Genomic DNA, 25,065 nt, shown 5'->3' with positions numbered 1-25,065 from the left:
CCGCCATGCGGCAGTTCGCGATCCTCTACGAGGATCGCTTCACACGACCCAACAGCTAGAATGAAATTGATCGCCTGCCACGCCTGAAATGTTCAGACGCCTTGCACACAAAAATTCAGACACTCCCAGACCGCCACCACAAAAAAATTTTTTATCGTCGAACAGGGCAAATTCTTGTTCAAATGCGGGTCGTCGCCACTGGTCGAAAAGGACCGTGCAGCACGATCCGTTCCAGCCGAACCGGCCCCACAAACAGGCGATGTCTAAAAGCGGTCAACCTCCGGGTAATTGCGAGCTTTTGCAGCCAAATCATCCCGGCCCGCCAAGCCGTTTGTAGTCATGTGCAAACGCACATTTTGATGCGTTTTGCAAGCGTCCACGTCGCAACAATCTACTCCGAAGGGATTTCGCGGCTGCTGCGATGCAAAATTATTCTTATCTTGGTAATCTCCCACCCTCGGTCGGTCGGCTGCGGGTAAACGTGTAGCGGGAAACCCCTCCACGCGTCAATTTCAGCGCACTCCAACTTACATTTCTATTTCAATGCCTGCTGTTTTGGCGGCATTGACGCAGCGTTTTGTACTTCAAGTTTTGACAGAGCACATGCCATTGCCTCTCCTAAGTCTTCTCATCTGGATCCCAATAGTCGCCGGCTTCGTGGTTCTGCGCGCCGGGTCCGACGCGGCGCGTAATCGCACGCGCTGGCTCGCGCTGATCGGCGCGGTGGCGGGTTTCTTGCCGGTGATTCCGGTCGTGGCGAATTTCCGCAACGACGTGACCTCGATGCAGTTCGTCGAGAACGTCCGCTGGTCGCCGACGTTCGATATCGCATGGCATGTGGGAATCGACGGGATTTCGCTGTGGCTCGTCGCGCTGACCGCGCTGACGACGATCATCATCGTGATCGCGTCGTGGGAGTCGATCACGCAGCGCACCGCGCAGTACTACGGCGCGTTCCTGATGCTGTCGGGTTTCATGCAGGGCGTGTTCACGTCGCTCGACGGCATGATGTTCTTCGTTGCATTCGAGGCGACGCTGATCCCGCTGTACCTGCTGATCGGCACGTACGGTCACAAGAACCGCACGTATGCGGCGGTGAAGTTCTTCTTCGTGTCGTTCCTCGGCTCGCTGATGATGCTGATGTCGCTGCTCTATCTGTACAGCCAGACGCACAGCTTCGACCTCGCCGTGTGGCGCGAAGCGCATCTCGACATGGTGCCGCAGACGCTGATCTTCCTCGGCTTCCTCGCCGCGTTCGGTGTGAAGGTGCCGATGTGGCCGCTGCACACGTGGCTGCCCGACGTGCACCTCGACGGCCCGACCGGCGCCGCGGTGATGATCGGCATGCTGAAGATCGGCGGCTACGGTCTACTGCGTTTCGCGCTGCCGATCGCACCGCAAGCGAGCCACTTCTTTGCGCCGATGATGATCACGCTGTCGCTCGTCGCGGTGATCTATTCGAGCCTGCTCGCACTCGTGCAAACCGACATGCGCCGCCTGCTCGCGTATTCGACCGTCGCGCATATGGGCCTCGTCACGCTTGGTCTGTTCGTCTTCAACCGCTTCGGTCAGGCCGGCGCAATCGTGCAGATGATCTCCTATGGCGTAGTGTCCGGCGCGATGCTGTTGTGCACCGGCATGCTGTACGACCGCACGAAGAGCGCATCGATCGCCGAATACGGCGGCGTCGCGAACACGATGCCGCGCTTTGCCGGTTTCGTGATGCTGTTCTCGATGGCCAACATCGGTCTGCCGGGCACGTCGGGTTTCGTCGGCGAATTCATGGTGCTGATGGGCGCGATCCGCTTCAACTTCTGGATCGGCGCGATCGCCGCGACCACGCTGATCCTGAGCGCGGCCTACACGCTGTGGATGTATAAGCGCGTGATCTTCGGCGCGATCGCCAATGCGCGCGTTGCGAATCTGAAGGACCTCGGCAAGCGCGAGTTCGCGCTGCTCGGTGCGTTGGCGCTGCTCGTGCTCGCGATCGGACTTAATCCGAAGCCGTTTACCGATGCGATCGATCCGTCGGTCGGCACGCTGCTCGCGCAATCGGAACGCTCGGCGCTGCCTTCTGACAACGTGCCGGCCGAAGCTGGCGAGCATCTGCAGGCGGCGGTGCCCGGACCGGCACCCGTCGCCACGCACAATCCGGGTTAAAAGAACAGAGCGCAAGAACCGTTGTCGCATCCGCGCGTCAGGATGCGGCGACGCTTTTGCGCTTTTGCGCGTCGCTATCAACCCCTTTATGAATGCATGCACGGAGGAGTACTGCGAACCCGCCGCGCGCCAAGCGGTTTTCCAGCGCTTATTTGAAGGGGCTCTTGCGATGCGTCAACTTTTCGATGCTTCGTTTTGAAGCGTCGCAAACGACGCTGGTGAATAGGGTGTGCGGGGAAATGCGGCAACGTGTCGCACTGCGGCGCGCTGCAATAGATCGTTGCAAATTCGAGTGTTTATTACCATTGGATGCCCCCCTATTATGCGAGCGCTTATTACTGGAGAGCCGTCGAATGACGTTCGTTGAAGTCAAAAAAACGAGGCAGTGGATATGAAAGGACGGGCGCTGGGAAGGCCGGCAAGTTTCATTTCCGCCAGCCTCATGTTGCTGCTTTCGGGTTGCAGCAACCTCGATATTCTGAATCCGAAGGGGAGTGTGGGACTGGCGGAGCGTGATCTGATCGCGACTTCGGTGTGGGCCATGCTGATTGTCGTGGTGCCAGTCATTCTGATGACACTGTTTTTCGCGTGGCGTTATCGCGCGTCGAATAGAAACGCTGAATACAAACCGGGGTGGACGCATTCCACCGCGATCGAAGTCGTCGTCTGGACGATTCCGGCGCTGATCATTTTGTTCCTCGCCGTGTTGACGTGGAAGAGCACGCATGAGCTCGATCCGTATCGTCCGCTCGAGTCGGAGGTCAAGCCGATCAACGTCGAAGTCGTCGCGCTGGACTGGAAGTGGCTGTTCATCTATCCGGACCTCGGTATCGCGTCGGTGAACCAGCTCGCGATCCCGGTGGGCACGCCGGTGAACTTCCGGATCACGTCGGACACGGTGATGAACTCTTTCTTCATCCCGCAATTGGGCGGCCAGATCTACGCGATGGCAGGCATGCAGACGCGCCTGCACCTGATCGCCGATCACGCCGGCGACTACGCGGGCCTCGCGGCGAACTTCAGCGGCAAGGGCTTCTCGGACATGAAGTTCCGAACGCTCGCCTCGTCGCCTGAAGAGTTCAACGCCTGGGTCGAGAAGGTGCGCGCTTCGTCGGACCGCCTCGACATGGACCGCTATCACGCGGTATCGGAACCGAGCGAAAAGGACCCTGTGCGGTACTTCTCGACCGTCGATCCGAAGCTCTTCAACAACATCATTGCCAAATACAACAACGGCAACGTCATCGACAACATGAAAGACGCCAACTGTGCGCCTAAGGGGTAACTCATGTTCGGAAAACTCACTCTCGATGCGATTCCGTATCACGAGCCCATCATCGTCACGGCGGGCGCCGGCATGGCCCTCGCCGCATTGGCGGTGCTCGGCGGAATCACGTATTTCGGCAAATGGCGCTACCTGTGGAGCGAATGGCTGACGTCCGTCGACCATAAGAAGATCGGTGTCATGTACATCGTCGTTGCGTTCATCATGCTGCTGCGCGGCTTTGCCGACGCAATCATGATGCGTATGCAGCTGGCGCTGTCGTACCTGAGCCCAGGCTATTTGCCGCCGCATCACTACGACCAGATCTTCACCGCGCACGGCGTCATCATGATCTTCTTCATGGCGATGACGTTCATGATCGGTTTGATGAACATCATCGTGCCGCTACAGATCGGCGCGCGCGACGTCGCTTTCCCGTTCATCAACTCGCTGAGCTTCTGGCTGACGGCAGTCAGCGCGATTTTGATCAACATTTCGCTGGTGGTTGGTGAATTCGCACAGACGGGCTGGCTCGCTTATCCGCCGTTGTCGGAATTGCAGTTCAGTCCGGGTGTCGGCGTCGACTACTATCTGTGGAGTCTGCAGATCTCCGGTGTCGGCACGTTGCTGACCGGTGTGAACTTCTTCGTGACGATCGTGAAGATGCGCGCTCCGGGCATGTCGTGGATGAAGATGCCGGTATTCACGTGGACCTCGTTGTGCGCGAACGTGCTGATCATGGCGTCGTTCCCGATCCTGACCGTCACGCTCGCGCTGCTCGGTCTCGACCGTTACCTCGGCATGCACTTCTTCACGAACGAAGCCGGCGGCAACGCGATGCTGTACCTGAACCTGATCTGGGCCTGGGGTCACCCCGAGGTGTACATCCTGGTCCTGCCGGCGTTCGGTATCTTCTCGGAAGTCGTCGCGACCTTCGCGAAGAAGCCGCTGTTCGGCTACAAGACGATGGTCTGGGCGACTTGCGCGATCATGGTGCTGTCGTTCCTCGTGTGGCTGCATCACTTCTTCACGATGGGCTCGGGCGCGGACGTGAACGCGTTCTTCGGCATCGCGACGATGGTGATCTCGATTCCGACCGGCGTTAAGGTGTTCAACTGGCTGTTCACGATCTACAAGGGCCGTCTGCAATTCACGACTCCGGTTCTGTGGACGATCGGCTTCATCATCACGTTCACGATCGGCGGTATGACCGGCGTGATGCTGGCGATCCCGGGCGCGGACTTCATGCTGCACAACAGCCTGTTCCTGATCGCTCACTTCCACAACGTGATTATCGGTGGCGTGCTGTTCGGCTATCTGGCTGGCTTCAACTACTGGTTCCCAAAGGCGTTCGGCTTCAAGCTGAACGAGAAGCTCGGCAAGGCCGCGTTCTGGTTCTGGCAGATCGGTTTTTGGGTCGCATTCACGCCGCTGTACGTGCTCGGCTTCATGGGCGCGACTCGTCGTCTGAACCACTACGACAACCCGGACTGGCATCCGTGGATGATCATCGCCGCATTCGGCGCGGTGCTGATCGCAATCGGTATCGCTTGCCAGCTGCTGCAACTGGTCGTCAGCATCCGCGATCGCAACAAGATGGAAAACCGCGACCTCACGGGCGATCCGTGGGACGGTCATACGCTGGAATGGGCGACGAGCTCGCCGCCGCCGGTTTATAACTTCGCGCACATCCCGGATGTCCGCTCGCTCGACGCGTTCAGCGAAATGAAGTCGCGCAAGGGCGGTGTCAAAGTGCCGGCGTATCGCGACATTCACATGCCGTCGAATACGTCCGCGGGTCTGCTGGTGGGACTGTTCTCGCTGGTGCTCGGATTTGCAGCCGTGTGGCACATCTGGTGGCTTGCGATCGTTGGCCTGGTTGGCACCGTGCTCACCGTGATCGTCTACAGCTTCATGGACAACGACGGCTATTACATTCCGGCGGACACTGTCGCGCTGATTGAAGAGAAACGCAACGGCGGTGCTGGCGCCGTGGCCGGTGTCGGCGCAGGCGTCGGCAAGCAGGTCGCGCTGGAGGTGGACTGATGTTACAGAAGACTATTGCGGTTGAGCCGCATCTCGCGCCGGACCACGTGCCGTCGCACTCGGTGTTCGGCTTTTGGGTGTACCTGATGACCGACTGCATCATCTTCGCGGCACTGTTCGCAGTGTTCGCGGTGATGAGCCAGCAGTTCGCGGGCGGTCCGACCGGTAAGGAGCTGTTCGAGATTCCCGGCGTCGCGCTCGAAACGACGATGCTGCTGCTCTCGAGTATCACCTACGGTTTCGCGATGCTCGGCGCGCACAAGAACCGCAAGGGCGTGCTGCTCGGCTGGCTCGGCGTGACTTTCCTGCTGGGTCTCTCGTTCCTCGTGCTGGAATTGCGCGAGTTCTCGCACATGATCGCCGAAGGCGCGGGTCCGAGCCGCAGCGCGTTCCTGTCGTCGTTCTTCACGCTGGTCGGCACGCACGGACTGCACGTGACGTTCGGCCTGATCTGGATGGTGGTGCTGGCGCTGCAGGTGCTGCGTCATCGCGACCTGACCGAACGCGACATGATCCGTCTGACGTGCCTGAGCCTTTTCTGGCACTTCCTCGACGTCGTGTGGATCGGCGTTTTCACCTTTGTCTATCTTGCGAGCGTGATCTAAATGGACCATAGCCATAGCGCCCATGGCGCACACTCGGAAGGCGGTCACGGCAGCTTCGGCAGCTATATGACGGGCTTCGTGCTCTCCGTCATTCTGACCGTCGCGGCATTTGCGATCGTGATGACCGGCACGTTGACGGGCCAGAGCGCGTTGTTCGCGATCGCGGGCCTCGCGGTCGTGCAGATCCTCGTGCATCTGGTGTTCTTCCTGCATATGAACGCGTCGTCGTCGCAGCGCTGGAATGTGACGGCGTTTGTGTTCACTGCGTTGACCGCGGTTATCGTGGTCGGCGGAACGTTGTGGGTGATGCATAACGTCAGTATGAACATGATGTCGCGCTAAGCGGATAATGCTTTAGCGTTAGCTTCGATAAAAAGCCCCGCAAGATTGCGATCTTGCGGGGCTTTTGCTTTGATGGCGGCATGACGAGAGAGAACCCAAAACCTTATGCGACAGACATATCAGACGAAGAATGGGGCTTCGTCTGTAACGTGACAATGTTATTGAGTGGACGATTGGTTTGTCCGATCAGCGAGAAAACGTAACGTTCCAATTCTTTGAGATGCTTGAGGTCGCGCAGCCTATCGATACAGTCGACTTGATTTTCAATCATGGTTTGCCGACGCGGTTTCGCGAAACTCGGATGTGCGGTGAAATCGGCGATCTCGCTCCACTCAACGGGACAGGCTCCTGGTAACCGGCCTGAACCGCAGACGGTTGCACCGGTATGCGTTTGTCTGGGTAGTATTGCAGTGATCGACTTTGCTCAGTGGCTTTCGATGCGCTGAAAAGGCCCGGTGTGTCGAGCTCGAGTTATCCCCGCAAGTGCACAATACCCCCGACACCCACCCGCAACCCCTCGAAACCAAGGACCCCCCATGCCCCACCTCAAACCCCTCGAATACGCCGACGCATCCCCCGAAGTCCGCGCCGTCTACGACGACATCAAAGCGACTCGCCAGGTCGACGACGTGAACAACTTCTGGAAGTACATCGCGCAGCATCCGCCGACCCTCGCGCGCACGTGGGACAGCCTGAAGGAAGTGATGGCGCCCGGCGCGCTCGATCCACTCGTCAAGGAACTGCTGTACGTCGCGGTCAGCGTGACGAACAACTGCGGCTATTGCGTCGCGAGCCACACGGCGGCCGCGCGGCGCGCCGGCATGACCGACGAGATGTTCGGCGAGTTGCAGGCGATCGTCGGAATGGCTAACGAGACGAACCGGCTCGCGGTCGGCTATCGCGTGCCGATCGATCCGGCCTTCGAATAAGAGCATGAAGCGCACGTTGCGGCCCGATCGTACCGACCCGGCCCGCAACGCATGCATGCTTGCGCCGTTGCACGCAGCGGCGCGAGGCCTCGTGCTTACAGCGGCACGACCTTGATCGGCTCCGGATGGCAGACCGGGGTATAGACCGGCTCGCAGCCGTAGTGCACCGGATGGCAGGGATTGTAGGAGGGCGGGTTGTAGTAGGACGGCCCGCGAACCGGCGGTTTTTCGCCGTAACACGAAGGCGGGTATTCCGGCGAGTGGCACGAGTGGCCGCCGCGTACGGACTGTGCAGCTACGTGGTCGAGGTCGTCGCAGCGCGACAGGTCGGCAAGGGTCAAGTTGGACATGATGAATCTCCGGCAACGTTGGATGGGTAGCGAGCGCGCAAATGCTTTACGCTCGGGCGTTCCTGTTGCACGCACCATGCCATGCGGCGGGATTCAACGTCTGTACTGGCGCGAGCGCTGATCGACTACCTCCGCGCAGTCGGTAACTGATCGTCGTCGGCCAACTTGCGGCAGGCCGGTGTCGTTCAGCCGCCAACACGTCGGCCGATCAGCGCTTGCTCCATCCGGCGAGCAACGCGGGTAGCTCGGCCATCTCCCTGAACACGTGCACCGCGCCCGCGCCATGCAGCGCGGTCGCGCTGCTGTGGCCGAGGTGCGTCGGGCAATAGCCGAATACCGTCGCACCGGCCGCGACGCCCGCGGTTGTGCCCGTCACCGTATCCTCGACTACCGCGCAGCGTGCCGGGTCGACGCCGAGTGCCGCGGCCGCGGCGAGATAGACGTCGGGAAACGGCTTGCTGCGCGGCATTTCGTGTCCGCTGAAGATGCGTCCTTCGAAGCAGTCGAGGAGGCCGGCCTTCACGAGCTGCAATTCGATCTTGATGCGATCCGCGCCCGACGCCACCGCAATGCGTCCGTTCAACGTTCGGTGCAGCGCGTGTACCGCGAAAGACGCGCCGTCGATCGCACGCAACTCCCTGTCGAGCGCCGCGTTGCGACGCGCGCGGAACTGCGCCAGCCACTCGGCCGTGATGGCAAAGCCGGTGTGCGCTTCGATCAGTTCGGCTTCGTCCCTGACCATCTTGCCGACGAAAATGCGCATCGTCTCTTCGACGCTCATATGCCAGCCGAGCTCGCCGAGCATTTCGGTGAGCACGCGATTCGTGATGGGTTCGGAATCGACGAGCACGCCGTCGCAGTCGAAGAGCACGGCGTCGAAAGGAAAATCGGCCATCGGGGAGGGTAGGGATAGAGTTTGCTAAACCGGCAAGGATACCCCACCGGCTCGCGGGCCGCAGCGCGATGGCCGCCCGTCACGCGCGCGCAGTCATTCCCTGTACCCGTCGCTCAGCGTCTGCAGGAACGCGATGATGTCCCGAATGTCCTGGTCGTTCATCGCGGGTTGATCGCCGAACTTGCGGTCGAACGGCGCGTCGGCGACATCGATGTTCGCGTGATACCGCGGCGGCAGATCGTCGTACTTGATCACCTTGCCCGACGCATCGCGTGGATAGATCTTGTCCGGCGCCGTGTCGCGCAGATTGTAGAAGTCCATCACGTGCTTCAGGTCGTGATACACGCCGTTGTGAAAGAACACCTTGCGTTCGGCGACGTTGCGCAGCGTCGGCGTGAGGAACATGCCACAGTACTGGGTCTGCTTCGCGAGGTCGTCGCGAAACGGTCCGCATATCCCCAGGTCGAAGAACTTCGGGTCCTTGTTGATCGGAATCGCCGGATTGCGCGGCACACCCAATGCCTCGTATTGCGTATCGGTGAAGAGCGGCGGGAGGCCATCGCGGCTCGGCTGGCTCAGGTGGCAGCCCGCGCAATTCGCCTTGTTCTTATCGTTGAACAGTTGCAGACCGTGCAGTTCGGCATGCGTGAGCCGCGCCCTGCCTTCGAGCCAGTAGTCGTACTTGCTCGTGAACGCATGAAACGACGGATCTTCGATCTGATAGCGCCCCACCGCGAACATCGCTTCGGAAATCAGCAGGCTCGGGTTGTTCACGATGCCAGCTCCGAAGATCCGTTTGAACTGATCGAGGTAGCGCGTTTGCAGCAGCTTTCGCGCGACGTCGGCTTCGCTCGCGTTGGCCATCTCGACCGGATTCGTCAGCGGGCCGATTGCCTGGTTCTGCAACGTATCGGCGCGGCCGTCCCAGAACAGGCCGCCTTGCGGCACCATCGCCGGCGTCTTGGGCGCGGCGAGCGCGGTCTTCTGCGCGCGTTGCATGCCGGCGGCCTGCGAGGCGAACTGCGTCACGTCGACGGGAACGTCGGTATCGCCCTGATCGGGGCCGATGCTGAACGGCGCCTGCCGGTACAGATATGCGAGCGATGGCGGTGGACGATAGCCGGCCTGGTCAAGATGCAAGCCGCCCATCTGCACCGGCAACGCGTTATCCGGTCCATACGAATGCTGCGGCGAGTGACATGTCGCGCACGACTGCTGACCCGACGCGGACAGCGTCTTGTCGAAGAAGATCTGTTTGCCGAGCACCGCAACCGCACTGAGCGGCGCTTGCTGCGGACGCATCAGATGCACCGGATGCGGATTCGCACCGGTGATCTCCTCGACGATTTCGCCTACCGCCGGCGGCATCCACTCCGGATACACGAGTGCGTACGCGGAGAACGCGGCAAAGCCGAGCACGACAGTCGCTACGCTTCCCGCGAACAGCCGCAGCCACGCGCGGCGAGTGCTCGCGGAGTCCAGCAGCGGCGCTGGTGCAAATGCGTCTGACGGTCGGTTCATGACGTTGACGAATAGATCGAACGCATACTAAACAGCGACTTACACGTCAGCGGCACCCGCTCAAGTCGACGGCGGCTTAGACAGCTTCGTGCCGAGGTTTTCGTCGAGATACAACGGCGCGGTGTTGCCCGTACCCGAGAAATTGAACATGTTCATGATGCTGCCGGCCGTCGCATCGAAAGAGCCGCCGCCGAGGCGCTGGCCGCCGAGCCAGTTGTCCTCGATGAAGCGCACCACCGACGCCTGCGTGATCGGCGTGTCGTCGACGAAGTTGACCTTCGCCCACGGCGACACGACGATGAATGGCGTGCGCGTCCCCGGCCCGCAGCGGCCGTTCACCACGTCGCCGTTGACGCCTTGCGGCTGTACCGCGCCCGCGGCCGTGCACTGGCCCGCCGCGCTGAGGTTGTCGCTGCCGGCCACCGTCGCGCCGCCCGCCGATTGCGGACTCGTCGAGTCGAACGACGCGCTCGTCGGCGCCTTGTAGCGGTGGTCGTACCAGCCGTCCGAATCGTCGTAGGCAATGATCACCGCGGTGTTCTTCCAGTCAGGCTGCTGTTCGAGGAAGTTGATCACCTTCGTGACGAACGCCTGCTCGTCGATCGGGTCCGAGTTGCCCGGGTGGCCGTCGCCGATGGCCGGCGCCTTCAGGAAGTTGACCGACGGGTAGTTGCCGGCCTTCACCGCGGTGAAGAAATCGTCGGTGTCGTACTGGTGATGCACCGGGGTCGCGGAGTTATCGAGCGGATCGGTCCCACCGATCGCCGCCGTCGACGACGGCCGCGTATGCGCGAGGTTCGCGGTACTCGCGTAGTACTGGAACCACGCGTGGTGCTGCACGTAGTCGGCCTTGCTCGCGTTGAGCACCTGCGAGAACGTCGAACGCGCGCAGCCGGTCGTGCCGTTCGGGTTGACGGTCTGCAGATTGAAGCCGCCCATGAAGCCGCCCCACGTGATGTTCTTCGCGTTCAGCAGGTCGCCGATGTTCCTGTTCTTCGACGACATCGCGCCGGTCACCTTGCTGCCCGCCGCGATCGTGCAGGCGTCGCCGGTCGGGTCGAGGTCGCCGATCATCGTGTTGCCGCCGGCCGAGTCGGGGATTGCGTTGGCCGACGTGCCGCCCGTCAGGATCACGCCGTTGTTCTGGCCGGACACGACTGCGAGTGCGCCGGGCGTCGACGGTCCGTAGGTATCCGTATACGCGTTCTGGTTCATCGCGAAGTTCTGCGCGTAGTTCCACATCGCGGTGACCGTGTTGCCGTCGAAGTAGCCGAGCACCTGGCCTTTCGTCGCGAACGCGCCGGTGCTGCCGGCGATCGTCGTGCCGGCCGCCGTGAACAGCGGGAACGAATCCATCGCGCCGTTGTTATACGCGAGTTGCTCGGCCGCGTACGCGTGATTCTGGCTCGACGTATTCGCCTGCGAGCGATCGAGGCGGAACGGCAAGAGGTCCGCGGCCGGCAGCCCGAGACCCGCGATCGGCACCGTGCCGACCGTGCGGCCCGCCGTGTTCGGCGAGCTCGCCAGCGCGTTCGGGTTCGATGTCAGCAGATTGTTGCTGCTGAGGTTGTTGACTGTCGGCGTGCCCGCGGCCGCGGTGAATTGCGGTTCGCCGACCGGGTTGGTCGCTTGCGGATAGGTGCCGAAGTAGTGATCGAACGACACGTTCTCGCCGAAGATCACGACGACATGCTTGATCGGCGTCGCGGTCGTCAGCGAGTCCTGCGCGGACACCGGGGCGGCCGGCGACGATGCGCCCGTGGTCGACGCCGCGGGCGTGCTGACGCTGTTGTTGCCGCAGCCGGCGAGCATCAGCATCGCGGCGAACGGAATGGGTAACAAAGCTCTACGGAACATGTGACTGACTCCAGATTCGACCTTCGCCGCGGAATATGGGTAGAAATGCCGTTGCTGTTACTGTTGTTGCCGCAATCAGGCTGCCGACGATTTCAGCAGTCCGCGATTAAAGATTCGAGTCGCGGACATTACGCCGGCTATCGGTTCCCATTCATCTCCCTGACTTCCGGTTCGCGCCGCGCTAATCGTGAAGCGCTTTCTTCCCGCCGCACTTTTTTGCACGCAGAGCGACGGATTTCCCCCAATTGACCCGTTGAAGCAGAAACGGGGCCACGCTGTCTCCGGCTTTTTTCGGTCCTATGGGAGAAAACGACATGATCTCTAACCGCATGAGTCGCCTGCTCGGTTCCACGCTGAGCGCCGCGCTGTGCTGCGCGGCCACGCTGACGGCCACACCCGCCTTCGCGCAAGTGGTGATCGCGCCAATGGCGCCGCCGCCGCCGCGCGTCGAAGTCGTGCCCGCGCCGCGGGACGGCTACGTATGGGATCAGGGCCGCTGGCGCTGGGAGCATGGCCGCTATGTGTGGGCGCCGGGCCACTGGCAGCCGGTGCGCGTGGGCTATCGCTGGGTGCCCGGCCATTGGGCGCAACGTGGGCCGCACTGGCGCTGGATCGAAGGACATTGGGCTTGAGCGAGGCTTGCGATGAAAACACTCGTGATGATTCTGCTGGCGGCCTCGCTCGCCGGCTGTGTGGTCTATCCGGCACGTCCGGCCTATTACCGTCCGGCGGTCGTCGTATATTGACCGCGTACGTGATACCAGGCCGGATAGCGGCGTAGCGGCAGCAAAACCATAACAACACGACAGCTGAAGGAGCGGCGGCAAGTGAACGACGTTGATCCCGTGATGCGGCCCGCACGCGAACGCGCGCGCGTGACGTCGCGACGGAGCCGCACGCCTTGAGCGACGCGCCGCCCGATCCGGACGCCGAGCTGATCGCGCGGGTAGGCCGCGAGGAGCCCGGCGCGGTCCGCTCGCTGGTCGCGCGCAAGCTGCCGCGGCTGCTCGCGCTCGCCACGCGCATGCTCGGCGATCGCATGGAAGCGGAGGATGTCGCGCAGGAGGTCTTCGTGCGAATCTGGAAACAGGCGGCTCGCTGGCGCGAAGGCGAAGCGAAATTCGACACGTGGATGCATCGGGTCGCGCTCAATCTTTGCTACGACCGTTTGCGCGGCCAGCGCGAAGACCCGAGCGACGAACTGCCCGACACGGCCGATCCCGCCGCGCCACCCGAAGCGCGGCTCGAAGCACGCGCCGACCACGCGCGCGTGCGCGCGGCGCTCGCCGCGCTGCCGGCGCGACAGCGCGAAGCGCTCGTGCTGAGCTATTACCAGGAAATGTCGAACGTCGACGCTGCCGCCTTGATGGGCGTCAGCGTCGATGCGCTGGAGAGTCTGCTGAGCCGCGCGCGCCGCGGTTTGCGCGCTCAACTGGCCGGCAGCGGCCTTAGCAAGGACAAGTCATGACGCCCGAAAGATTCCAACAGATCGTTGCAGCGTACGGCGCCGACGCGCGTCGCTGGCCGGAGCGCGAACGCGCGGCCGCGCTGGAGTGGGCGCGCGCGCATCGCGACGAAACCGACGCGGCGTTGAGCGATGCGGCCGGCCTCGACGCATGGCTCGCCACGGACCGGATCGAGCCGCCGAGCCTCGAACTGCAGCGTCGCATCATCGATGGCGCGCCAGCGCGACGCCCGGCCGCGCGCTGGCGTTTTTGGTGGTCGGGCGCGGCGGTGGCAGGCGTCGGGCTGCTCGGTGGCGTGGCTGGTGCGCTCGCGGTGTCGTTCTTCGTGCTGACCGAGAACGCGCCGGTCGTGCATGAATCCTCGTATCTGACTTCGAGCTTCGGCGGCAGCTCCGCCGATTGGAGCGGCGAATGAACGGGCGCTCATGGAAATTTGCGCTGCTGGGCTCCGCGGTGCTCAACGTGTTCCTGCTCGGCGCGATCGCCGGCGGCGCGTATCAGTGGTTCGCCGCGCACGGTGCGAATCAGCCGGTGGCGCCGGACCAGCGCGCGTTGCGGTTCGCCGCCGAGCCGCTGTCGGCGCAGCAGCGCCAGGCGTTTATCGACGGCCTGAAGAACGCGCGGCGCGACGGTCGCCAGTATGCGCGTGACGCTCGCGAAGGGCGTCGCGAGGTATTGCGGTTGCTCGCCGCGCCGCAGTTCGATCGCGCCGCGCTCGATGCCGCGCTCGCGCGTACCCGCGCGGCCGACAGCAATCTGCGCGCGATGGTCGAAGCGAGCGTCGCCGATTTCGCGGCGACGCTGACGCCCGAGGAGCGCGTCAAATTCGCCGAGAGCTTGAAGCTGCGCGGGCAATGGCGCGAAGCGCAGCCCGCTCCGAACACGAAGAAGCCGGAGGCGAATGGCGCATCCGGCGAATAGAAAAATGCGTGCGGTGGCGACGGATTTTCGTGTGTCGGCCGTTTAACGGACATGCAGGCGTGTTACCTGCCGACGAGGATCGTATGGCCCACTCACCGAATCTGAATGCCGCGGCGATCGCACTGAACCGCTTCGGCCTCGGCGCGCGCGCCGACGATACGCCGCCAGCCGATCCGAAGGGATGGCTGCTCGCGCAGTTCGAGCAGTATCAGCCGCGGCCGGACGCGTGGGCGAACCAGCCCGATTCAATCGCGTTGTCGACGCAGCTCGTGCAGCAGCGCATGCAGATCGAGCAGCAGGCGAAACAGAAGGCGGGCGAAGAATCCAACTCGAACCAGAGTGCGAACAACCGCGCGACCAACATCGCCAGCAACGCGGCAGCAGCCAGCCAGACCGACGCGCAAGCTGCAAAGCAATCCGAGCGAAAGGCGTTTCGCGTCGAAATACTCGACATGTATCGCTCATCGGTGAATGCGCGAGTCGCCAGCGCGCTGAGCACTCAGACGCCATTTATCGAACGCCTCGTGCATTTCTGGGCGAACCACTTTGCGGTATCGGCGGAAAAGCCCGGCGTCGCGGCGCTCGCCGGGTCGTTCGAAGCGGAGGCGATTCGCCCTCACGTGCTGGGCCGTTTCGAGGACATGCTGGTCGCCGTCGAGCGTCATCCGGCCATGCAGCTGTTCCTCGATCAGACGCGCTCGGTTGGTCCCGACAGCATGGCCGCGCTGCGCGCCGCGCAACGCAATCCGGACAACAGACGCGGACTCAACGAGAACCTCGCGCGCGAGATCATGGAACTGCATACCCTCGGCGTGCGCAGCGGCTATAGCCAGGACGACGTGACCGAATTCGCGCGTGCGCTGACCGGCTGGAGTCTCGTCGGCAATCCGGGCAACGGCGGCGCCAATCCAAACCGGCGCACGCAGGAGCCAGGCGGCGAACCCGGCAGCTTCGTGTTTCGCCAGGCGCTGCACGAACCGGGCTCGCGCACGATCATGGGACGCCGCTACGACGAAGCCGGCGAACAGCAGGCGCTCGCGATCCTGCACGACCTCGCGCACGCGCCGGCCACCGCGCAGCATATCGGCACGAAGCTCGCGCGCCATTTCGTCGCCGATAATCCGCCGGCTGGCGTGAGCGCTCGTCTGGCCGATGCGTTCGCTCGCAGCGACGGCGATCTGCCGACCGTCTATCGCGCGTTGATCGATACACCGCAAGCGTGGTCGCCGGGCGCGGTGAAGTTCAAGACTCCGTGGGAGTGGACCATTTCGTCGATGCGCGGACTCGGCTGGCACGACCTCGGTAATCTGCAGAGCGCGCCGATCCTGACGCAGCTAGGCCAGCCGGTGTGGCGGCCGGGTTCGCCCGCCGGCTACGACGATATCGCCGCGAGCTGGGCCGCGCCCGATGCGCTCGTGCGCCGCGTCGAAGTCGCGCAACGTTTCGCTTCGCGCGTGGGTGACCGGCTCGATGCGCGCTCGCTCGGCCAGACCTTGCTGGCTGGCTCGCTCAGCGAGCCGACGGCCACGGCGGTATCGCGCGCGGAAAGCGCGTCGACGGCGATAGCGCTGCTGCTCGTATCGCCCGATTTTCAACGGAGGTGAACGCCATGCTGTCACGCCGCCAGTTTCTGAGCGTCGCCGCCGTCGGTGCCGGCGCACTGCTCGTGTCGCCGCGAATTGCGTTCGCGCATGTCGCGACCGACCGCCGCTTCGTGTTCGTGATCCAGCGTGGCGCGGCCGATGGCCTGAACATCGTCGTGCCTTACGCGGACCCCGCGTATGCGAGTTTGCGCGGACCGCTCGCAATCGATGCGTCGAACGCGCCGCATCTGGACGGCACGTTCGCGCTGCATCCGGCGCTCGCGCAAATGGCGAAGCTGTACGCGCAACGCGAGGCGCTGTTCGTGCACGCGGTCGCTTCGCCGTATCGCGACCGCTCGCATTTCGACGGACAGAATGTGCTGGAAACCGGCGGCACATCGCCGTATCAGACAAAGGATGGTTGGCTCAACCGGCTCGCCGCGCAATTGCCCGCGACCCGCGAGAACGCGATCGCGTTCGCGCCGACCGTGCCGATGGCGCTGCGCGGTCCCGCTTCGGTGACGTCGTATGCGCCGTCGGCGTTGCCGCAGGCGCCCGATGATCTGCTCGCGCGCGTGTCGCAGCTGTACGAGCAGGACGCGCAGTTGCGTCCGCTGTGGGAATCGGCGATGGCGGCGCGCGGCGTCGCGGGCGATGCCGGCGCACGTCAGGACCCGGCGAGCCTCGGCAAGCTCGCGGCGAGTTTTCTGGCGCGCGACGACGGTCCGCGTATCGCGATGATCGAGACCGGCGGGTGGGATACGCACAGCGCGCAGAATGCGCGGCTCGCGAATCAGCTGAAGGCGCTCGACACGATGCTCGCGGCGTTGCGCGACGGCATGGGACCATCGTGGAGCAAGACCACGGTGCTGGTCGCGACGGAGTTCGGCCGGACCGCGGCCGCGAACGGCACGGGCGGCACCGATCACGGCACCGGATCTGTCGCGATGGTGCTGGGCGGCTCGGTGCAGGGCGGTCGCGTGATAGCGGATTGGCCGGGGCTCGCGCCGCATCAGCTGTATCAGTCGCGTGACCTGAGGCCGACCACCTCGCTCGATGCGTTGATCGCTGGCGCCGCGAGTGAGAGCCTCGGGCTCGATCCGGAACGCACGGCAGCGGCGCTGTTTGGCCGGACGGTGGCGGGCAAACCGATGACGGGCGTCGTACGGGCGTGACGCGTGGATGGTCGGCGCGGCAAGCGAACTTATTGCGCTCAATCCGGAGCGCACCGCGGCCGCGCTATTCGGCCGGAGGATCGCGGCGCTCGGCCGACTCCAACGCGCAGTGAGACCTCAACGCGCGCAGACGGACGCTTCGCCTTGATTCGCCGCGACCTGATGCGTCGCCTGCACCGAGCGCTCGCCGACGCGATGATAGCGGCGGCCGTAGTAGATCAGCGCATCGCCCGCGTCCTGCGTTCGCGTGGCCTTCACCGCGCAGAAGAACACCGTGTGCGTGCCGACGACTGGGGATTAGCGGGAGACACCGCACGCGTCGCAGGTTCGCGGCGCTCCCGTTCGCGAGTCGGATGCCGACGCTCAGCTTCCACCACCTCCGCGGGACGGGAAATTCAGCGTGAGCTTATTGGTCACCGAGGTCACGCCTGGCACGCCTTTCGCCACGTCGGCAGCCTGCTGGATCATGCCGCTTTCAGGCACCGAGCCGGTCAGCGTCACCGCGCCGCCGCGCGCCCGCACGAACACGTTCGAGACGTTGAAGCCCTGCGCTCTCGCGAGCGCGCGCCGCACGTCGCGGCCGAGCTTGCGATCCGCCGCACGCGTCGATTGGGTGGTCGTGGCCGGCGCGGCTGCCGTGGCGGCAGGCGCCTGAGCGTCGCTTGCCTGCGCGTAGGCGCTGGATGCGGTTGCCACGCACAATGCAATTCCGAGCATCTTCAAAAGATTGACTGTTTTCACGGTTTCACCATCCTCGAAAAGTTGATGTCGCTTCCTTGCATGTTAGAAACGTCGCGCTTTTGTCGAGCTGGTCCCGACTCTGGGAAGTGCCTGTCTTGTAGAGGAGTGGCGGTTTGGGCCCTTCCGGCGCGGTTAAACGATACTCCTGGCGGGGCTGGCATGCCAAAAAACCGTACCGCGGGGAGGTGCGACCAGCTATAAGCGCGGGCGGGTGGCGGCCAGTTTGTCCCAGAACGACGGGGGCAACGAAATCCTCGAGTCTCCTTTACCGGCATCTCCGCGGGAAAACTCGACGGACGGACCGAGATAGCGGGGCGGCGAATACGGATTCAGCGAGTATCGCAGGCCCGTTGACCAAAAAAGATCGGGGACAGGCGTGCTGAAAGTGCGCTGTGCAAGCAGCCTCCCGCTCTTTGCATCGAATAGTCGGCCGACATATTCAGGGCTCCCGCTGCGGCCCGGAGTCCATCGCAACAGGCAAAGCTCTGCTCTGTATATGCCGTCGACAGGTGCCGAATGACGACACTCGAGTCCATGCGGAGTATGGTCGAAGAGCCCAAAATAAAGCCCTGCGCTAAGACCAGCCAATAATGCAGCACGCTTAAGGATGCGCTTCATAGGTAGAGCACGATCGGCGGGAAAAGCGGAACGTAGCGACGGTCCGAGTAGATGATGAAATCGCCGCCGCGCTGATGTCTGATTGCCCACTGCCGGAAGTCGCTGTTATGGATTGGGTAGTAAACCTGTCCTTTGATAACTGGATCGCCAAGCGTCACCGGCGACTCCACGTAGGGAATATAACGAGACGTGGCCGCCACGCCATCAAGTGGCATCACGATAACACCGTTGCTGCTCCAATGCCCTAGACATTGGGACCGCTCCCCGGGCTCATCGGTAAACGTGAAGTTGTCTTTTATGTACACCCATGCGCCAGTTACTTCGGCAGTCGTCCTTCGCGTGCCAAACGGCTCCCTTGACAGTCGAACATGACCTGTAGCGGCATAGATTACGAACGATCCAAGCGCGGCGGTCAAATCGTCGGGGACACCTGATCGCGTAGTATCCGCCATTAGCTTCAGTTTGATTTTTTCCGCAAACGTACCGTCAACTTCGACGTGTTGAAATTGAAAAAACTGATGCAGATGCTGGGGATCGTCCCGACAGATATGGTGCGTAGATAGCTCACTACTATGCCTGTAGAAACGGAGCTTCTTGTGAAGCACTTGAAGTGCCGCTGGTGACCGTATTGCATCGTTGACCAGGAAGTCGTATTTCCGTTTGGCGCGAGCGAACTTCAGTACCCAGTCCATCTTTATCGTGGTTGTATCGTACATGTCAGGCGGGTATGGCTTGCCCTCCTGATTGATTTCTTTGAGCTCGTCGCTGGGTACTGCGGAGTAGTTCAATCGGCCGGCAAACCATCGCTCCATCAACTTCGCTCGGATAGGCATCATTTCTTTGCGCAGAGCGTTCGGAATCTCCTGGATAATCGAATAGCGGTACCGTCTTTTTCAGGGCGACGATCTTCGTCGCTTCGGACGGTTTGGACGGCACAGGTGTGTTCAACCATGTTCTGAAACGGGAAACCGAATCGGCGACCTTGAGAAGATCGTTGATCATTTTTACGGTTGGATCAGGTTTGGGAGACTTGGCTGGGCGAGGCACGGCATTCGATTTCGCGAATGGCGAGTCCGGAAACGGCGGCGGTGCCTTGTCCGTCGAAAGCGAGACCTCATGCACGATCCGAGCCCCGTCTTGCTTCTTCCAACGCCAAAACAGCTTGTCGATCTTGTAGTAAGAGTATTTGTCGTCGTGGTTCATGGGCGCTTACGGCTCTTAAGCATAAGTGAATGGAACCGGATCGCCTCAAACGTTCGAATTCGACCATTGGGAATTGAGCATGGCCGTGACGTTTTCGATCCGCGCCACTATTGTTCGCGAGTCAGTCCGCGGCGAAATGCGGAGAAATCTGAAAGTGAGGCCGCAAGGGCACGCCGCTGCCCCGATACCAGTGCCAGGTGGCCTGCTGAGCGGACTCTGGTGCGGCATCCCGGAACATCTCGACCACTCCCACGGCTCGCATCATCGGCACCAGGCGGCCGTTTCACGGCAAAGGAATTTCGCCCACGGATATCCGTCGACGAACCGACGAACGCACCCGACGACCGTTACAGCGCGCATCCCGCCATTTGCCTGTAAGCTTCCGTGACGGGTTCGCGCCAAGGCTGCGCGACCCGCTTTGGTGCTTCACGATTCGCAGACGGACCCGCACGTTATTGCCAATTTTTTGGGAGATATCAGTTATGAAGAGCTTCGCCATTAAACGAATCATGCTTGGGGTTTCGGCCGTCGCACTGGTGGCCGGCACCATTCCGCTCGCGGTCGCACAGGGCTCGACGGATGCTGCGGCCCAGCAAGGCGCGACGACCACCACTCCCAAGCCAACGAAGGCCGAGCGCAAGGCAGAGCGCAAACAGGCTCGCGCGAAAAAGAACGCCGAGCTGAAAAAACTCGAAGACGCGGGCTACCAGCCGGCGCAGAACGATCCGAACTATCCGGACAAGCTGCAGGCGGCGCAGAAGAAGGCCGGCGTCGGTGCGCCGGCAAGCCAGTAACGGACAAGCGGACAAGCCCACGCCCGGCGCGGTAATCAGCGCCGATGAGACGCCGGGCGGCTTCGGTCAGGCTTTGCCGTCAGCAACGCGATCCGCGGGGAACGTGATCATGGCAACGAAGCATGAAGTGAAACGCTACAAGGCGAATCTCGCCGACGAACTGCACAGCGCCGCCCTGTACGAGACGCTCGCGCGCGTCGAGAAAGACGAGACCCGCAAGCAGGTCTATCAGGATCTCGCGCAATCGGAACACAGTCACGCGCAAGTGTGGGCCGACAAGCTCCGAGCCAACGGCATCGAACCGAAAGGCCGCGGTCATGCGATCAAAACGCGTTTGATGAAGGGGCTCGTGCGCGTGTGCGGCGCGGACTTCGTGCTGCCTACTCTTGCCGCCGCCGAATACGCGGACCGCAACAAATATCGAGGCCAACGCGACGCAGGCCACATGTCCGCCGACGAGCATCACCACGCGGCGGTCGTGCAGACGCTCGCGAGCACCAGCAATACCGACCTGTCGCCCGGCGCGCGCATCGCCGCGGCCGAGTCGTGGCACAAGGGCGCCGCATCGGGCAACGATCTGCGCGCGGCCGTCCTCGGCGCGAACGACGGCCTCGTGTCGAACTTCTGCCTGATCATGGGCGTCGCCGGCGCGGGCACCGGCAACAAGGCGATCCTGTTGACCGGCCTCGCCGGGCTGATCGCCGGTGCCTGTTCGATGGCGCTCGGCGAATGGCTGTCGGTCACCAATGCCCGCGAACTCGCGAGCACGCAGATCGCCAAGGAAGCCGAGGAGATCGAGGAACAGCCCGAAGCGGAGGAGCACGAGCTTGCGCTCATCTACCGCGCGAAAGGACTCGACGCGAACGAGGCGAAACGCGTCGCCGCGCAGATGATGCGCGACAAGGACAAGGCGCTCGACACCCTCACACGCGAGGAACTCGGTCTCGACCCGGCGGAACTGGGCGGCAATCCGTGGTCGGCGGCGGGCGTGTCGTTCTGTCTGTTCTCGCTGGGCGCGATTTTTCCGGTGATGCCTTTTCTGTGGTCGCACGGCGTCAGCGCGATCGTGCAGTGCGTCGTGCTGAGCATGCTGGCGCTGGCGTCGATCGGCGTGTTCACGTCGCTGTTCAACGGCCGCAGCGCGGGTTTTTCGGCGCTGCGCCAGATCATCATCGGGCTGATCGCGGCGGGATTTACGTTCGGCGTCGGACGTTTGCTGGGTGTGTCGATTTCCTGAGCGGTTCAGCTCCCACGCACCGTCTCGCCCCTGCCGCCGTCCGGGAGCAGCTTTTGCTCTGTCGCGACATCCTCCGCGCGCGGGCCAACCCGCGCCAATCCCTTCTCCCACAAGGCTTTCGCCGCCGAGTCGAGCGCTCACGGCGCGGCCGGGTGTCGCATTTCCTCATGTGCTTGTCGGAATTAGTCGGCTAACCGCACTTTTTTCTGGCAACTATGTAGGCACAGCGCGGGCGACGTCCGCAAGCGAGGAGAGCATTCGATGAATTCCCCCAAGGTCGTGGTCGAAGGGCTGTGCAAGGTATTCGGCACCAACCCTAAACAGGCGCTCGCAATGCTGGCCAGCGGCGCCACCAAAGAGGAGGTGTTTGCCCGCACCGGTCAGATCGTCGGCGTGCACAACGCGTCGTTCGAGGTTCGCGAGGGCGAGATCTTCGTGCTGATGGGACTGTCCGGCTCCGGCAAGTCGACGCTGATTCGCCTGATCAATCGGCTCGTCGAGCCCAGCGCCGGCAAGGTGCTGATCGACGGCCGCGATGTCGCGAGCGTGCCGCGCGCGGAGCTGACGGCGCTACGCCGCAAGGACATGAGCATGGTGTTCCAGTCCTTCGCGCTGATGCCGCAGCGCACCGTGCTGTCCAACGCGGCGTTCGGCCTCGAGGTCGCGGGCGTCGGCCGCAAGGAGCGGGAGGCGCGGGCGCTGACGGTGCTCGAACAGGTCGGCCTCGCGCCGTTCGCGCAGAAGCTGCCCGCCGAGCTGTCGGGCGGCATGCAGCAGCGCGTCGGGCTCGCGCGCGCGCTCACGGTCAACCCGTCGCTGATGATCATGGACGAGGCGTTCTCCGCGCTCGATCCGCTCAAGCGCAAGGAAATGCAGAACGTGCTGCTCGATCTGCAGCGCGAGCAGCAGCGCACGATCCTGTTCGTATCGCACGATCTGGAGGAGGCAATGCGCATCGGCACGCGCATCGCGATCATGGAAGGCGGCCGCGTCGTGCAGATCGGCACGCCGCAGGAAATCATCAAGAATCCGGCCGACGACTACGTGCGCGCGTTCTTCGAAGGCATCGACACGAGCCGCTATCTGACGGCCGGCGATCTGATGCAGACCGACGACGTGCCGCTGATGCACGCGCCGCAGATCGACGCGTCGAGCGTCGCCGCGACGCTGAACGGCAGCGCCGACTACGCGTTCGTGCTCGACAGCGAGCGCAGGATACGCGGCTTCGTGTGCCGCGACGCGACGGGCAGCGTGTCGCCGCAGCTCAACCAGATCGAATGCATCCATCGCAGCACGCCGCTCAACGACGTGGTCGAGCGCGTGGTGGCGAGCCGCGCGCCGCTGCCGGTCGTCGAAGCGGACGGTTCCTACTGCGGCTCGGTCAACAAGACGAACGTGCTGAGCGTTCTCACGCATCATCGAGGTTCCCATGTCTGAAATCATTCCGCTTGGCGCCTGGGTCGATCACGGCGTTCACTACCTGCTCGATCATGATGCGAAGACCTTCGACACGATTGGCAAGGTCATCGAGAGCTTCGCCGCGGCGGTCGAGCACAGCTTGCAGGCCGTGCCGATGTGGGCGCTGATGGCGTTCTTCGTCGGCATCGGCTTGTGGCGCGTCGGCTGGCGCTTCGCGGTGTTCACGCTGGCCGCGCTGCTGTTGATCTACGGCACCGGCTTCTGGGACCAGATGGTGATCACGCTCGGCCTCACGCTGTCGTCGACGGTGATCAGTCTCGTGCTCGGCGTGCCGCTCGGTATCTGGATGGCGAAGAGCCGCACCGTCGAAATGATCGTGCGCCCGGTGCTCGATCTGATGCAGACGATGCCCGCGTTCGTCTACCTGATTCCGGCCGCGATGCTGTTCGGCCTCGGCCGCGTGCCCGGCATCCTGTCGACGGTGATCTTCGCGATGCCGCCCGCGGTGCGTCTGACCGCGCTCGGCATCAAGCACGTGAATCACGAGATCGTCGAAGCGGGGCAGGCGTTCGGCTGCACGCCGTGGCAACTGCTCTACAAGGTGCAGTTTCCGAACGCGCTGCCGTCGATCATGACGGGTGTGAACCAGACCATCATGATGGCGCTGTCGATGGTGATCATTGCGTCGATGGTCGGCGCGGGCGGCCTCGGCAACGACGTACTCGCGAGCATCCAGCGGCTCGATATCGGGCTCGGCTTCGAAAGCGGCATGTCGGTTGTGATGCTGGCGATCATTCTGGACCGCATCACCGAGAGCTTCGGCCGGGCGCCGGGCAAGGCACGCGCACCGTTGTTCGCCGGGCTGCGCCAGGCGATGAAAGTGCGCCGGGAACCGGCGGCGCAACACGGCTGATGGTCTGATCCGATACGTCCATGAAGCGCGACGCAATCGCCACAACCGAAGAAGCCGATGCGCGGCTGTCCGCCGTCGCGCACGTCGGCTTCCTGACGCTGCCGAACTTCTCGATGATCGCGTTCACCAGTGCGGTCGAGGTGCTGCGCATGGCGAACTACGTGGGCCGCGCACAGTACTACCGGTGGTCGGTAGTCACACCGGATGGCGAGCCGGCGCGCGCGAGCAACGGCATCACGGTGAAGCCGACCACCACGCTCGCCGAGTCCGGCATGCCGGACCTGCTGTTCGTGTGCGCCGGCTGGCACGTGCGCGAGTATGTGAACGACGAGGTGATCGCGCTGCTGCGCGACGCGGGCGCGCGCGGCGTGCCGCTCGGCGGCATCTGCACGGGCCCGTATGCGCTGCTCGCGGCCGGGCTGCTCGACGGCTATCGGGCGACCGTGCATTGGGAGGACATGTCGCCGTTGCACCAGCGCTATCCGCACGTGCATTTCGACGACGAGCTGTTCGTGATCGACCGCGATCGGCTCACCTGCACCGGCGGCACCGCGCCGCTCGATCTGATGCTGCATCTGGTGGGCATGCGGCTCGGGCCCGCGGTGGCCGCGCAGGTGTCCGAGCAGTTCATCGTCGAGCGGATTCGCGGTTCGACCGATCACCAGCATATTCCGGTCGATGCACGGGTCGGCCTGTCGCGCGCCGAACTGATCGAAGTGGTGCGGCTGATGGAAGCGAACATCGAGGAGCCGCTATCGCTCGATGAACTCGCGCGGCTCGTGAACCTGTCGCAGCGTCATTTGCAGCGGATGTTCAAGCTGTTCCTGAACGTATCGCCGACGCATTACTACCTGAGCCTGCGGCTGCGCCGCGCGCGCGATCTGCTGCGCAATACCGATGCATCCATCGCACGTGTGACCACGGTGTGCGGTTTTCATTCGCCGTGTCATTTCAGCAAGGCGTATCGCGCGCAGTTCGGGCATGCGCCGAGCGTCGAGCGGCGCATGCCGGAGTAGCGCAGGCCGC

General features: G+C 63.2%; 24 protein-coding genes and 1 pseudogene. 17 read left to right on the top strand and 8 right to left on the bottom strand.

Going from position 1 to position 25,065, the window contains the following annotated elements; translation table 11 throughout:
* Positions 1–603: 603 nt before the first annotated feature.
* The 6 genes from ACLFKU_RS26975 to ACLFKU_RS26950 all read left to right on the top strand — a co-directional run bounded on the left by ACLFKU_RS26975 (position 604) and on the right by ACLFKU_RS26950 (position 7,346).
* A complete protein-coding gene (locus ACLFKU_RS26975) occupies positions 604–2,160 on the top strand; it encodes an NADH-quinone oxidoreductase subunit M (RefSeq protein WP_368583523.1) in 1,557 nt (518 codons plus the stop codon).
* Positions 2,161–2,551: 391 nt separating this feature from the next.
* The gene (cyoA, locus tag ACLFKU_RS26970; protein WP_368583524.1) at positions 2,552–3,445 is read left to right on the top strand and encodes a ubiquinol oxidase subunit II; all 894 of its coding nucleotides are present in this window, start codon (positions 2,552–2,554) and stop codon (positions 3,443–3,445) included.
* A gap of 3 nt (positions 3,446–3,448) precedes the next feature.
* Positions 3,449–5,470, top strand: a complete 2,022-nt coding sequence (gene cyoB, locus ACLFKU_RS26965; RefSeq protein ID WP_410851118.1) for a cytochrome o ubiquinol oxidase subunit I — start codon at positions 3,449–3,451, stop codon at positions 5,468–5,470.
* Positions 5,470–6,075 carry a cytochrome o ubiquinol oxidase subunit III gene (cyoC, locus tag ACLFKU_RS26960; RefSeq protein ID WP_368583526.1) on the top strand — a complete coding sequence of 202 codons (606 nt, stop codon included), beginning with the start codon at positions 5,470–5,472 and terminating at the stop codon, positions 6,073–6,075. The genes cyoB and cyoC overlap by 1 nt, the downstream gene beginning before the upstream one ends.
* Positions 6,076–6,417: a cytochrome o ubiquinol oxidase subunit IV gene (cyoD, locus tag ACLFKU_RS26955; protein ID WP_018437951.1), complete on the top strand. Its 342-nt coding sequence runs from the start codon at positions 6,076–6,078 to the stop codon at positions 6,415–6,417.
* A 536-nt stretch (positions 6,418–6,953) separates the two neighbouring features.
* Entirely contained in the window at positions 6,954–7,346 is a 393-nt protein-coding gene (locus tag ACLFKU_RS26950; protein ID WP_368583527.1) for a carboxymuconolactone decarboxylase family protein, read from the top strand.
* Between the two features lie 95 nt (positions 7,347–7,441).
* Here ACLFKU_RS26950 and ACLFKU_RS26945 read toward each other — a convergent pair whose 3' ends face one another.
* The 4 genes from ACLFKU_RS26945 to ACLFKU_RS26930 all read right to left on the bottom strand — a co-directional run bounded on the left by ACLFKU_RS26945 (position 7,442) and on the right by ACLFKU_RS26930 (position 11,969).
* On the bottom strand, positions 7,442–7,696 hold the full coding sequence (locus ACLFKU_RS26945) for a hypothetical protein (protein ID WP_368583528.1): 255 nt from the start codon (positions 7,694–7,696) through the stop codon (positions 7,442–7,444).
* Between the two features lie 208 nt (positions 7,697–7,904).
* Positions 7,905–8,591, bottom strand: a complete 687-nt coding sequence (locus ACLFKU_RS26940) for an HAD family hydrolase (protein WP_410851117.1) — start codon at positions 8,589–8,591, stop codon at positions 7,905–7,907.
* Between the two features lie 93 nt (positions 8,592–8,684).
* Positions 8,685–10,112: a cytochrome-c peroxidase gene (locus tag ACLFKU_RS26935; RefSeq protein ID WP_410851116.1), complete on the bottom strand. Its 1,428-nt coding sequence runs from the start codon at positions 10,110–10,112 to the stop codon at positions 8,685–8,687.
* A 60-nt stretch (positions 10,113–10,172) separates the two neighbouring features.
* Entirely contained in the window at positions 10,173–11,969 is a 1,797-nt protein-coding gene (locus ACLFKU_RS26930; RefSeq protein ID WP_410851115.1) for an alkaline phosphatase family protein, read from the bottom strand.
* A 314-nt stretch (positions 11,970–12,283) separates the two neighbouring features.
* On the opposite strand from ACLFKU_RS26930, the gene ACLFKU_RS26925 reads away from it, so the two are divergent.
* The 6 genes and pseudogenes from ACLFKU_RS26925 to ACLFKU_RS26900 all read left to right on the top strand — a co-directional run bounded on the left by ACLFKU_RS26925 (position 12,284) and on the right by ACLFKU_RS26900 (position 17,114).
* Positions 12,284–12,601 carry a YXWGXW repeat-containing protein gene (locus tag ACLFKU_RS26925; RefSeq protein ID WP_410851114.1) on the top strand — a complete coding sequence of 106 codons (318 nt, stop codon included), beginning with the start codon at positions 12,284–12,286 and terminating at the stop codon, positions 12,599–12,601.
* 239 nt (positions 12,602–12,840) lie between these two features.
* Positions 12,841–13,437, top strand: a pseudogene (locus ACLFKU_RS26920) (RNA polymerase sigma factor); the annotation flags it as partial.
* Positions 13,434–13,850, top strand: a complete 417-nt coding sequence (locus ACLFKU_RS26915) for a hypothetical protein (RefSeq protein ID WP_410851113.1) — start codon at positions 13,434–13,436, stop codon at positions 13,848–13,850. The pseudogene ACLFKU_RS26920 and the gene ACLFKU_RS26915, both read left to right, overlap by 4 nt.
* Positions 13,847–14,356 carry a periplasmic heavy metal sensor gene (locus ACLFKU_RS26910; protein WP_368583534.1) on the top strand — a complete coding sequence of 170 codons (510 nt, stop codon included), beginning with the start codon at positions 13,847–13,849 and terminating at the stop codon, positions 14,354–14,356. The genes ACLFKU_RS26915 and ACLFKU_RS26910 overlap by 4 nt, the downstream gene beginning before the upstream one ends.
* A gap of 83 nt (positions 14,357–14,439) precedes the next feature.
* Entirely contained in the window at positions 14,440–15,960 is a 1,521-nt protein-coding gene (locus ACLFKU_RS26905; protein ID WP_368583535.1) for a DUF1800 family protein, read from the top strand.
* Positions 15,961–15,965: 5 nt separating this feature from the next.
* Positions 15,966–17,114, top strand: coding sequence for a DUF1501 domain-containing protein (locus ACLFKU_RS26900; RefSeq protein ID WP_410851112.1), 1,149 nt, complete (start codon positions 15,966–15,968; stop codon positions 17,112–17,114).
* 117 nt (positions 17,115–17,231) lie between these two features.
* On the opposite strand, the gene ACLFKU_RS26895 is transcribed toward ACLFKU_RS26900, so the two are convergent.
* From ACLFKU_RS26895 to ACLFKU_RS26880, 4 genes are all read right to left on the bottom strand, one after another.
* Positions 17,232–17,372, bottom strand: coding sequence for a hypothetical protein (locus tag ACLFKU_RS26895; protein WP_410851111.1), 141 nt, complete (start codon positions 17,370–17,372; stop codon positions 17,232–17,234).
* Positions 17,373–17,477: 105 nt separating this feature from the next.
* Positions 17,478–17,855, bottom strand: coding sequence for a BON domain-containing protein (locus tag ACLFKU_RS26890; protein WP_368583538.1), 378 nt, complete (start codon positions 17,853–17,855; stop codon positions 17,478–17,480).
* Positions 17,856–18,469: 614 nt separating this feature from the next.
* Positions 18,470–19,285, bottom strand: a complete 816-nt coding sequence (locus tag ACLFKU_RS26885) for a DUF6402 family protein (protein WP_410851110.1) — start codon at positions 19,283–19,285, stop codon at positions 18,470–18,472.
* On the bottom strand, positions 19,191–19,676 hold the full coding sequence (locus ACLFKU_RS26880) for a hypothetical protein (protein WP_410851109.1): 486 nt from the start codon (positions 19,674–19,676) through the stop codon (positions 19,191–19,193). The genes ACLFKU_RS26885 and ACLFKU_RS26880 overlap by 95 nt, the downstream gene beginning before the upstream one ends.
* A gap of 482 nt (positions 19,677–20,158) precedes the next feature.
* Here ACLFKU_RS26880 and ACLFKU_RS26875 point away from each other — a divergent pair, with 482 nt between their 5' ends.
* The 5 genes from ACLFKU_RS26875 to ACLFKU_RS26855 all read left to right on the top strand — a co-directional run bounded on the left by ACLFKU_RS26875 (position 20,159) and on the right by ACLFKU_RS26855 (position 25,055).
* Entirely contained in the window at positions 20,159–20,470 is a 312-nt protein-coding gene (locus tag ACLFKU_RS26875) for a hypothetical protein (RefSeq protein WP_026229180.1), read from the top strand.
* A gap of 109 nt (positions 20,471–20,579) precedes the next feature.
* Positions 20,580–21,707 (top strand): VIT1/CCC1 transporter family protein, encoded by a 1,128-nt coding sequence (locus ACLFKU_RS26870; protein ID WP_410851108.1) that lies wholly within the window; start codon positions 20,580–20,582, stop codon positions 21,705–21,707.
* A 261-nt stretch (positions 21,708–21,968) separates the two neighbouring features.
* On the top strand, positions 21,969–23,144 hold the full coding sequence (locus ACLFKU_RS26865; RefSeq protein ID WP_184128054.1) for a glycine betaine/L-proline ABC transporter ATP-binding protein: 1,176 nt from the start codon (positions 21,969–21,971) through the stop codon (positions 23,142–23,144).
* Positions 23,137–24,039: a choline ABC transporter permease subunit gene (gene choW, locus ACLFKU_RS26860; protein ID WP_368583540.1), complete on the top strand. Its 903-nt coding sequence runs from the start codon at positions 23,137–23,139 to the stop codon at positions 24,037–24,039. The genes ACLFKU_RS26865 and choW overlap by 8 nt, the downstream gene beginning before the upstream one ends.
* 20 nt (positions 24,040–24,059) lie before the next feature.
* Positions 24,060–25,055, top strand: a complete 996-nt coding sequence (locus ACLFKU_RS26855) for a GlxA family transcriptional regulator (RefSeq protein WP_410851107.1) — start codon at positions 24,060–24,062, stop codon at positions 25,053–25,055.
* Positions 25,056–25,065 lie beyond the last annotated feature (10 nt).

Origin of the sequence: Paraburkholderia sp. EG304, from assembly GCF_046543485.1 — a bacterium.
GTDB lineage: Bacteria > Pseudomonadota > Gammaproteobacteria > Burkholderiales > Burkholderiaceae > Paraburkholderia > Paraburkholderia youngii.
The sequence above is the reverse complement of the archived record's forward strand: the minus strand, read 5'-3'. Positions and strand labels throughout refer to the sequence as shown.

Coding starts and splice junctions, on each gene's coding strand:
- cyoA (WP_368583524.1), top strand. CDS start 2,552: ATGAAAGGACGGGCGCTGGGAAGGCCGGCAAGTTTCATTTCCGCCAGC.
- ACLFKU_RS26915 (WP_410851113.1), top strand. CDS start 13,434: ATGACGCCCGAAAGATTCCAACAGATCGTTGCAGCGTACGGCGCCGAC.
- ACLFKU_RS26875 (WP_026229180.1), top strand. CDS start 20,159: ATGAAGAGCTTCGCCATTAAACGAATCATGCTTGGGGTTTCGGCCGTC.
- ACLFKU_RS26975 (WP_368583523.1), top strand. CDS start 604: ATGCCATTGCCTCTCCTAAGTCTTCTCATCTGGATCCCAATAGTCGCC.
- cyoD (WP_018437951.1), top strand. CDS start 6,076: ATGGACCATAGCCATAGCGCCCATGGCGCACACTCGGAAGGCGGTCAC.
- ACLFKU_RS26935 (WP_410851116.1), bottom strand. CDS start 10,112: ATGAACCGACCGTCAGACGCATTTGCACCAGCGCCGCTGCTGGACTCC.
- cyoC (WP_368583526.1), top strand. CDS start 5,470: ATGTTACAGAAGACTATTGCGGTTGAGCCGCATCTCGCGCCGGACCAC.
- ACLFKU_RS26855 (WP_410851107.1), top strand. CDS start 24,060: ATGAAGCGCGACGCAATCGCCACAACCGAAGAAGCCGATGCGCGGCTG.
- cyoB (WP_410851118.1), top strand. CDS start 3,449: ATGTTCGGAAAACTCACTCTCGATGCGATTCCGTATCACGAGCCCATC.
- ACLFKU_RS26930 (WP_410851115.1), bottom strand. CDS start 11,969: ATGTTCCGTAGAGCTTTGTTACCCATTCCGTTCGCCGCGATGCTGATG.
- ACLFKU_RS26945 (WP_368583528.1), bottom strand. CDS start 7,696: ATGTCCAACTTGACCCTTGCCGACCTGTCGCGCTGCGACGACCTCGAC.
- choW (WP_368583540.1), top strand. CDS start 23,137: ATGTCTGAAATCATTCCGCTTGGCGCCTGGGTCGATCACGGCGTTCAC.
- ACLFKU_RS26925 (WP_410851114.1), top strand. CDS start 12,284: ATGATCTCTAACCGCATGAGTCGCCTGCTCGGTTCCACGCTGAGCGCC.
- ACLFKU_RS26940 (WP_410851117.1), bottom strand. CDS start 8,591: ATGGCCGATTTTCCTTTCGACGCCGTGCTCTTCGACTGCGACGGCGTG.
- ACLFKU_RS26905 (WP_368583535.1), top strand. CDS start 14,440: ATGGCCCACTCACCGAATCTGAATGCCGCGGCGATCGCACTGAACCGC.
- ACLFKU_RS26900 (WP_410851112.1), top strand. CDS start 15,966: ATGCTGTCACGCCGCCAGTTTCTGAGCGTCGCCGCCGTCGGTGCCGGC.
- ACLFKU_RS26870 (WP_410851108.1), top strand. CDS start 20,580: ATGGCAACGAAGCATGAAGTGAAACGCTACAAGGCGAATCTCGCCGAC.
- ACLFKU_RS26950 (WP_368583527.1), top strand. CDS start 6,954: ATGCCCCACCTCAAACCCCTCGAATACGCCGACGCATCCCCCGAAGTC.
- ACLFKU_RS26880 (WP_410851109.1), bottom strand. CDS start 19,676: ATGAACCACGACGACAAATACTCTTACTACAAGATCGACAAGCTGTTT.
- ACLFKU_RS26865 (WP_184128054.1), top strand. CDS start 21,969: ATGAATTCCCCCAAGGTCGTGGTCGAAGGGCTGTGCAAGGTATTCGGC.
- ACLFKU_RS26910 (WP_368583534.1), top strand. CDS start 13,847: ATGAACGGGCGCTCATGGAAATTTGCGCTGCTGGGCTCCGCGGTGCTC.
- ACLFKU_RS26885 (WP_410851110.1), bottom strand. CDS start 19,285: ATGGAGCGATGGTTTGCCGGCCGATTGAACTACTCCGCAGTACCCAGC.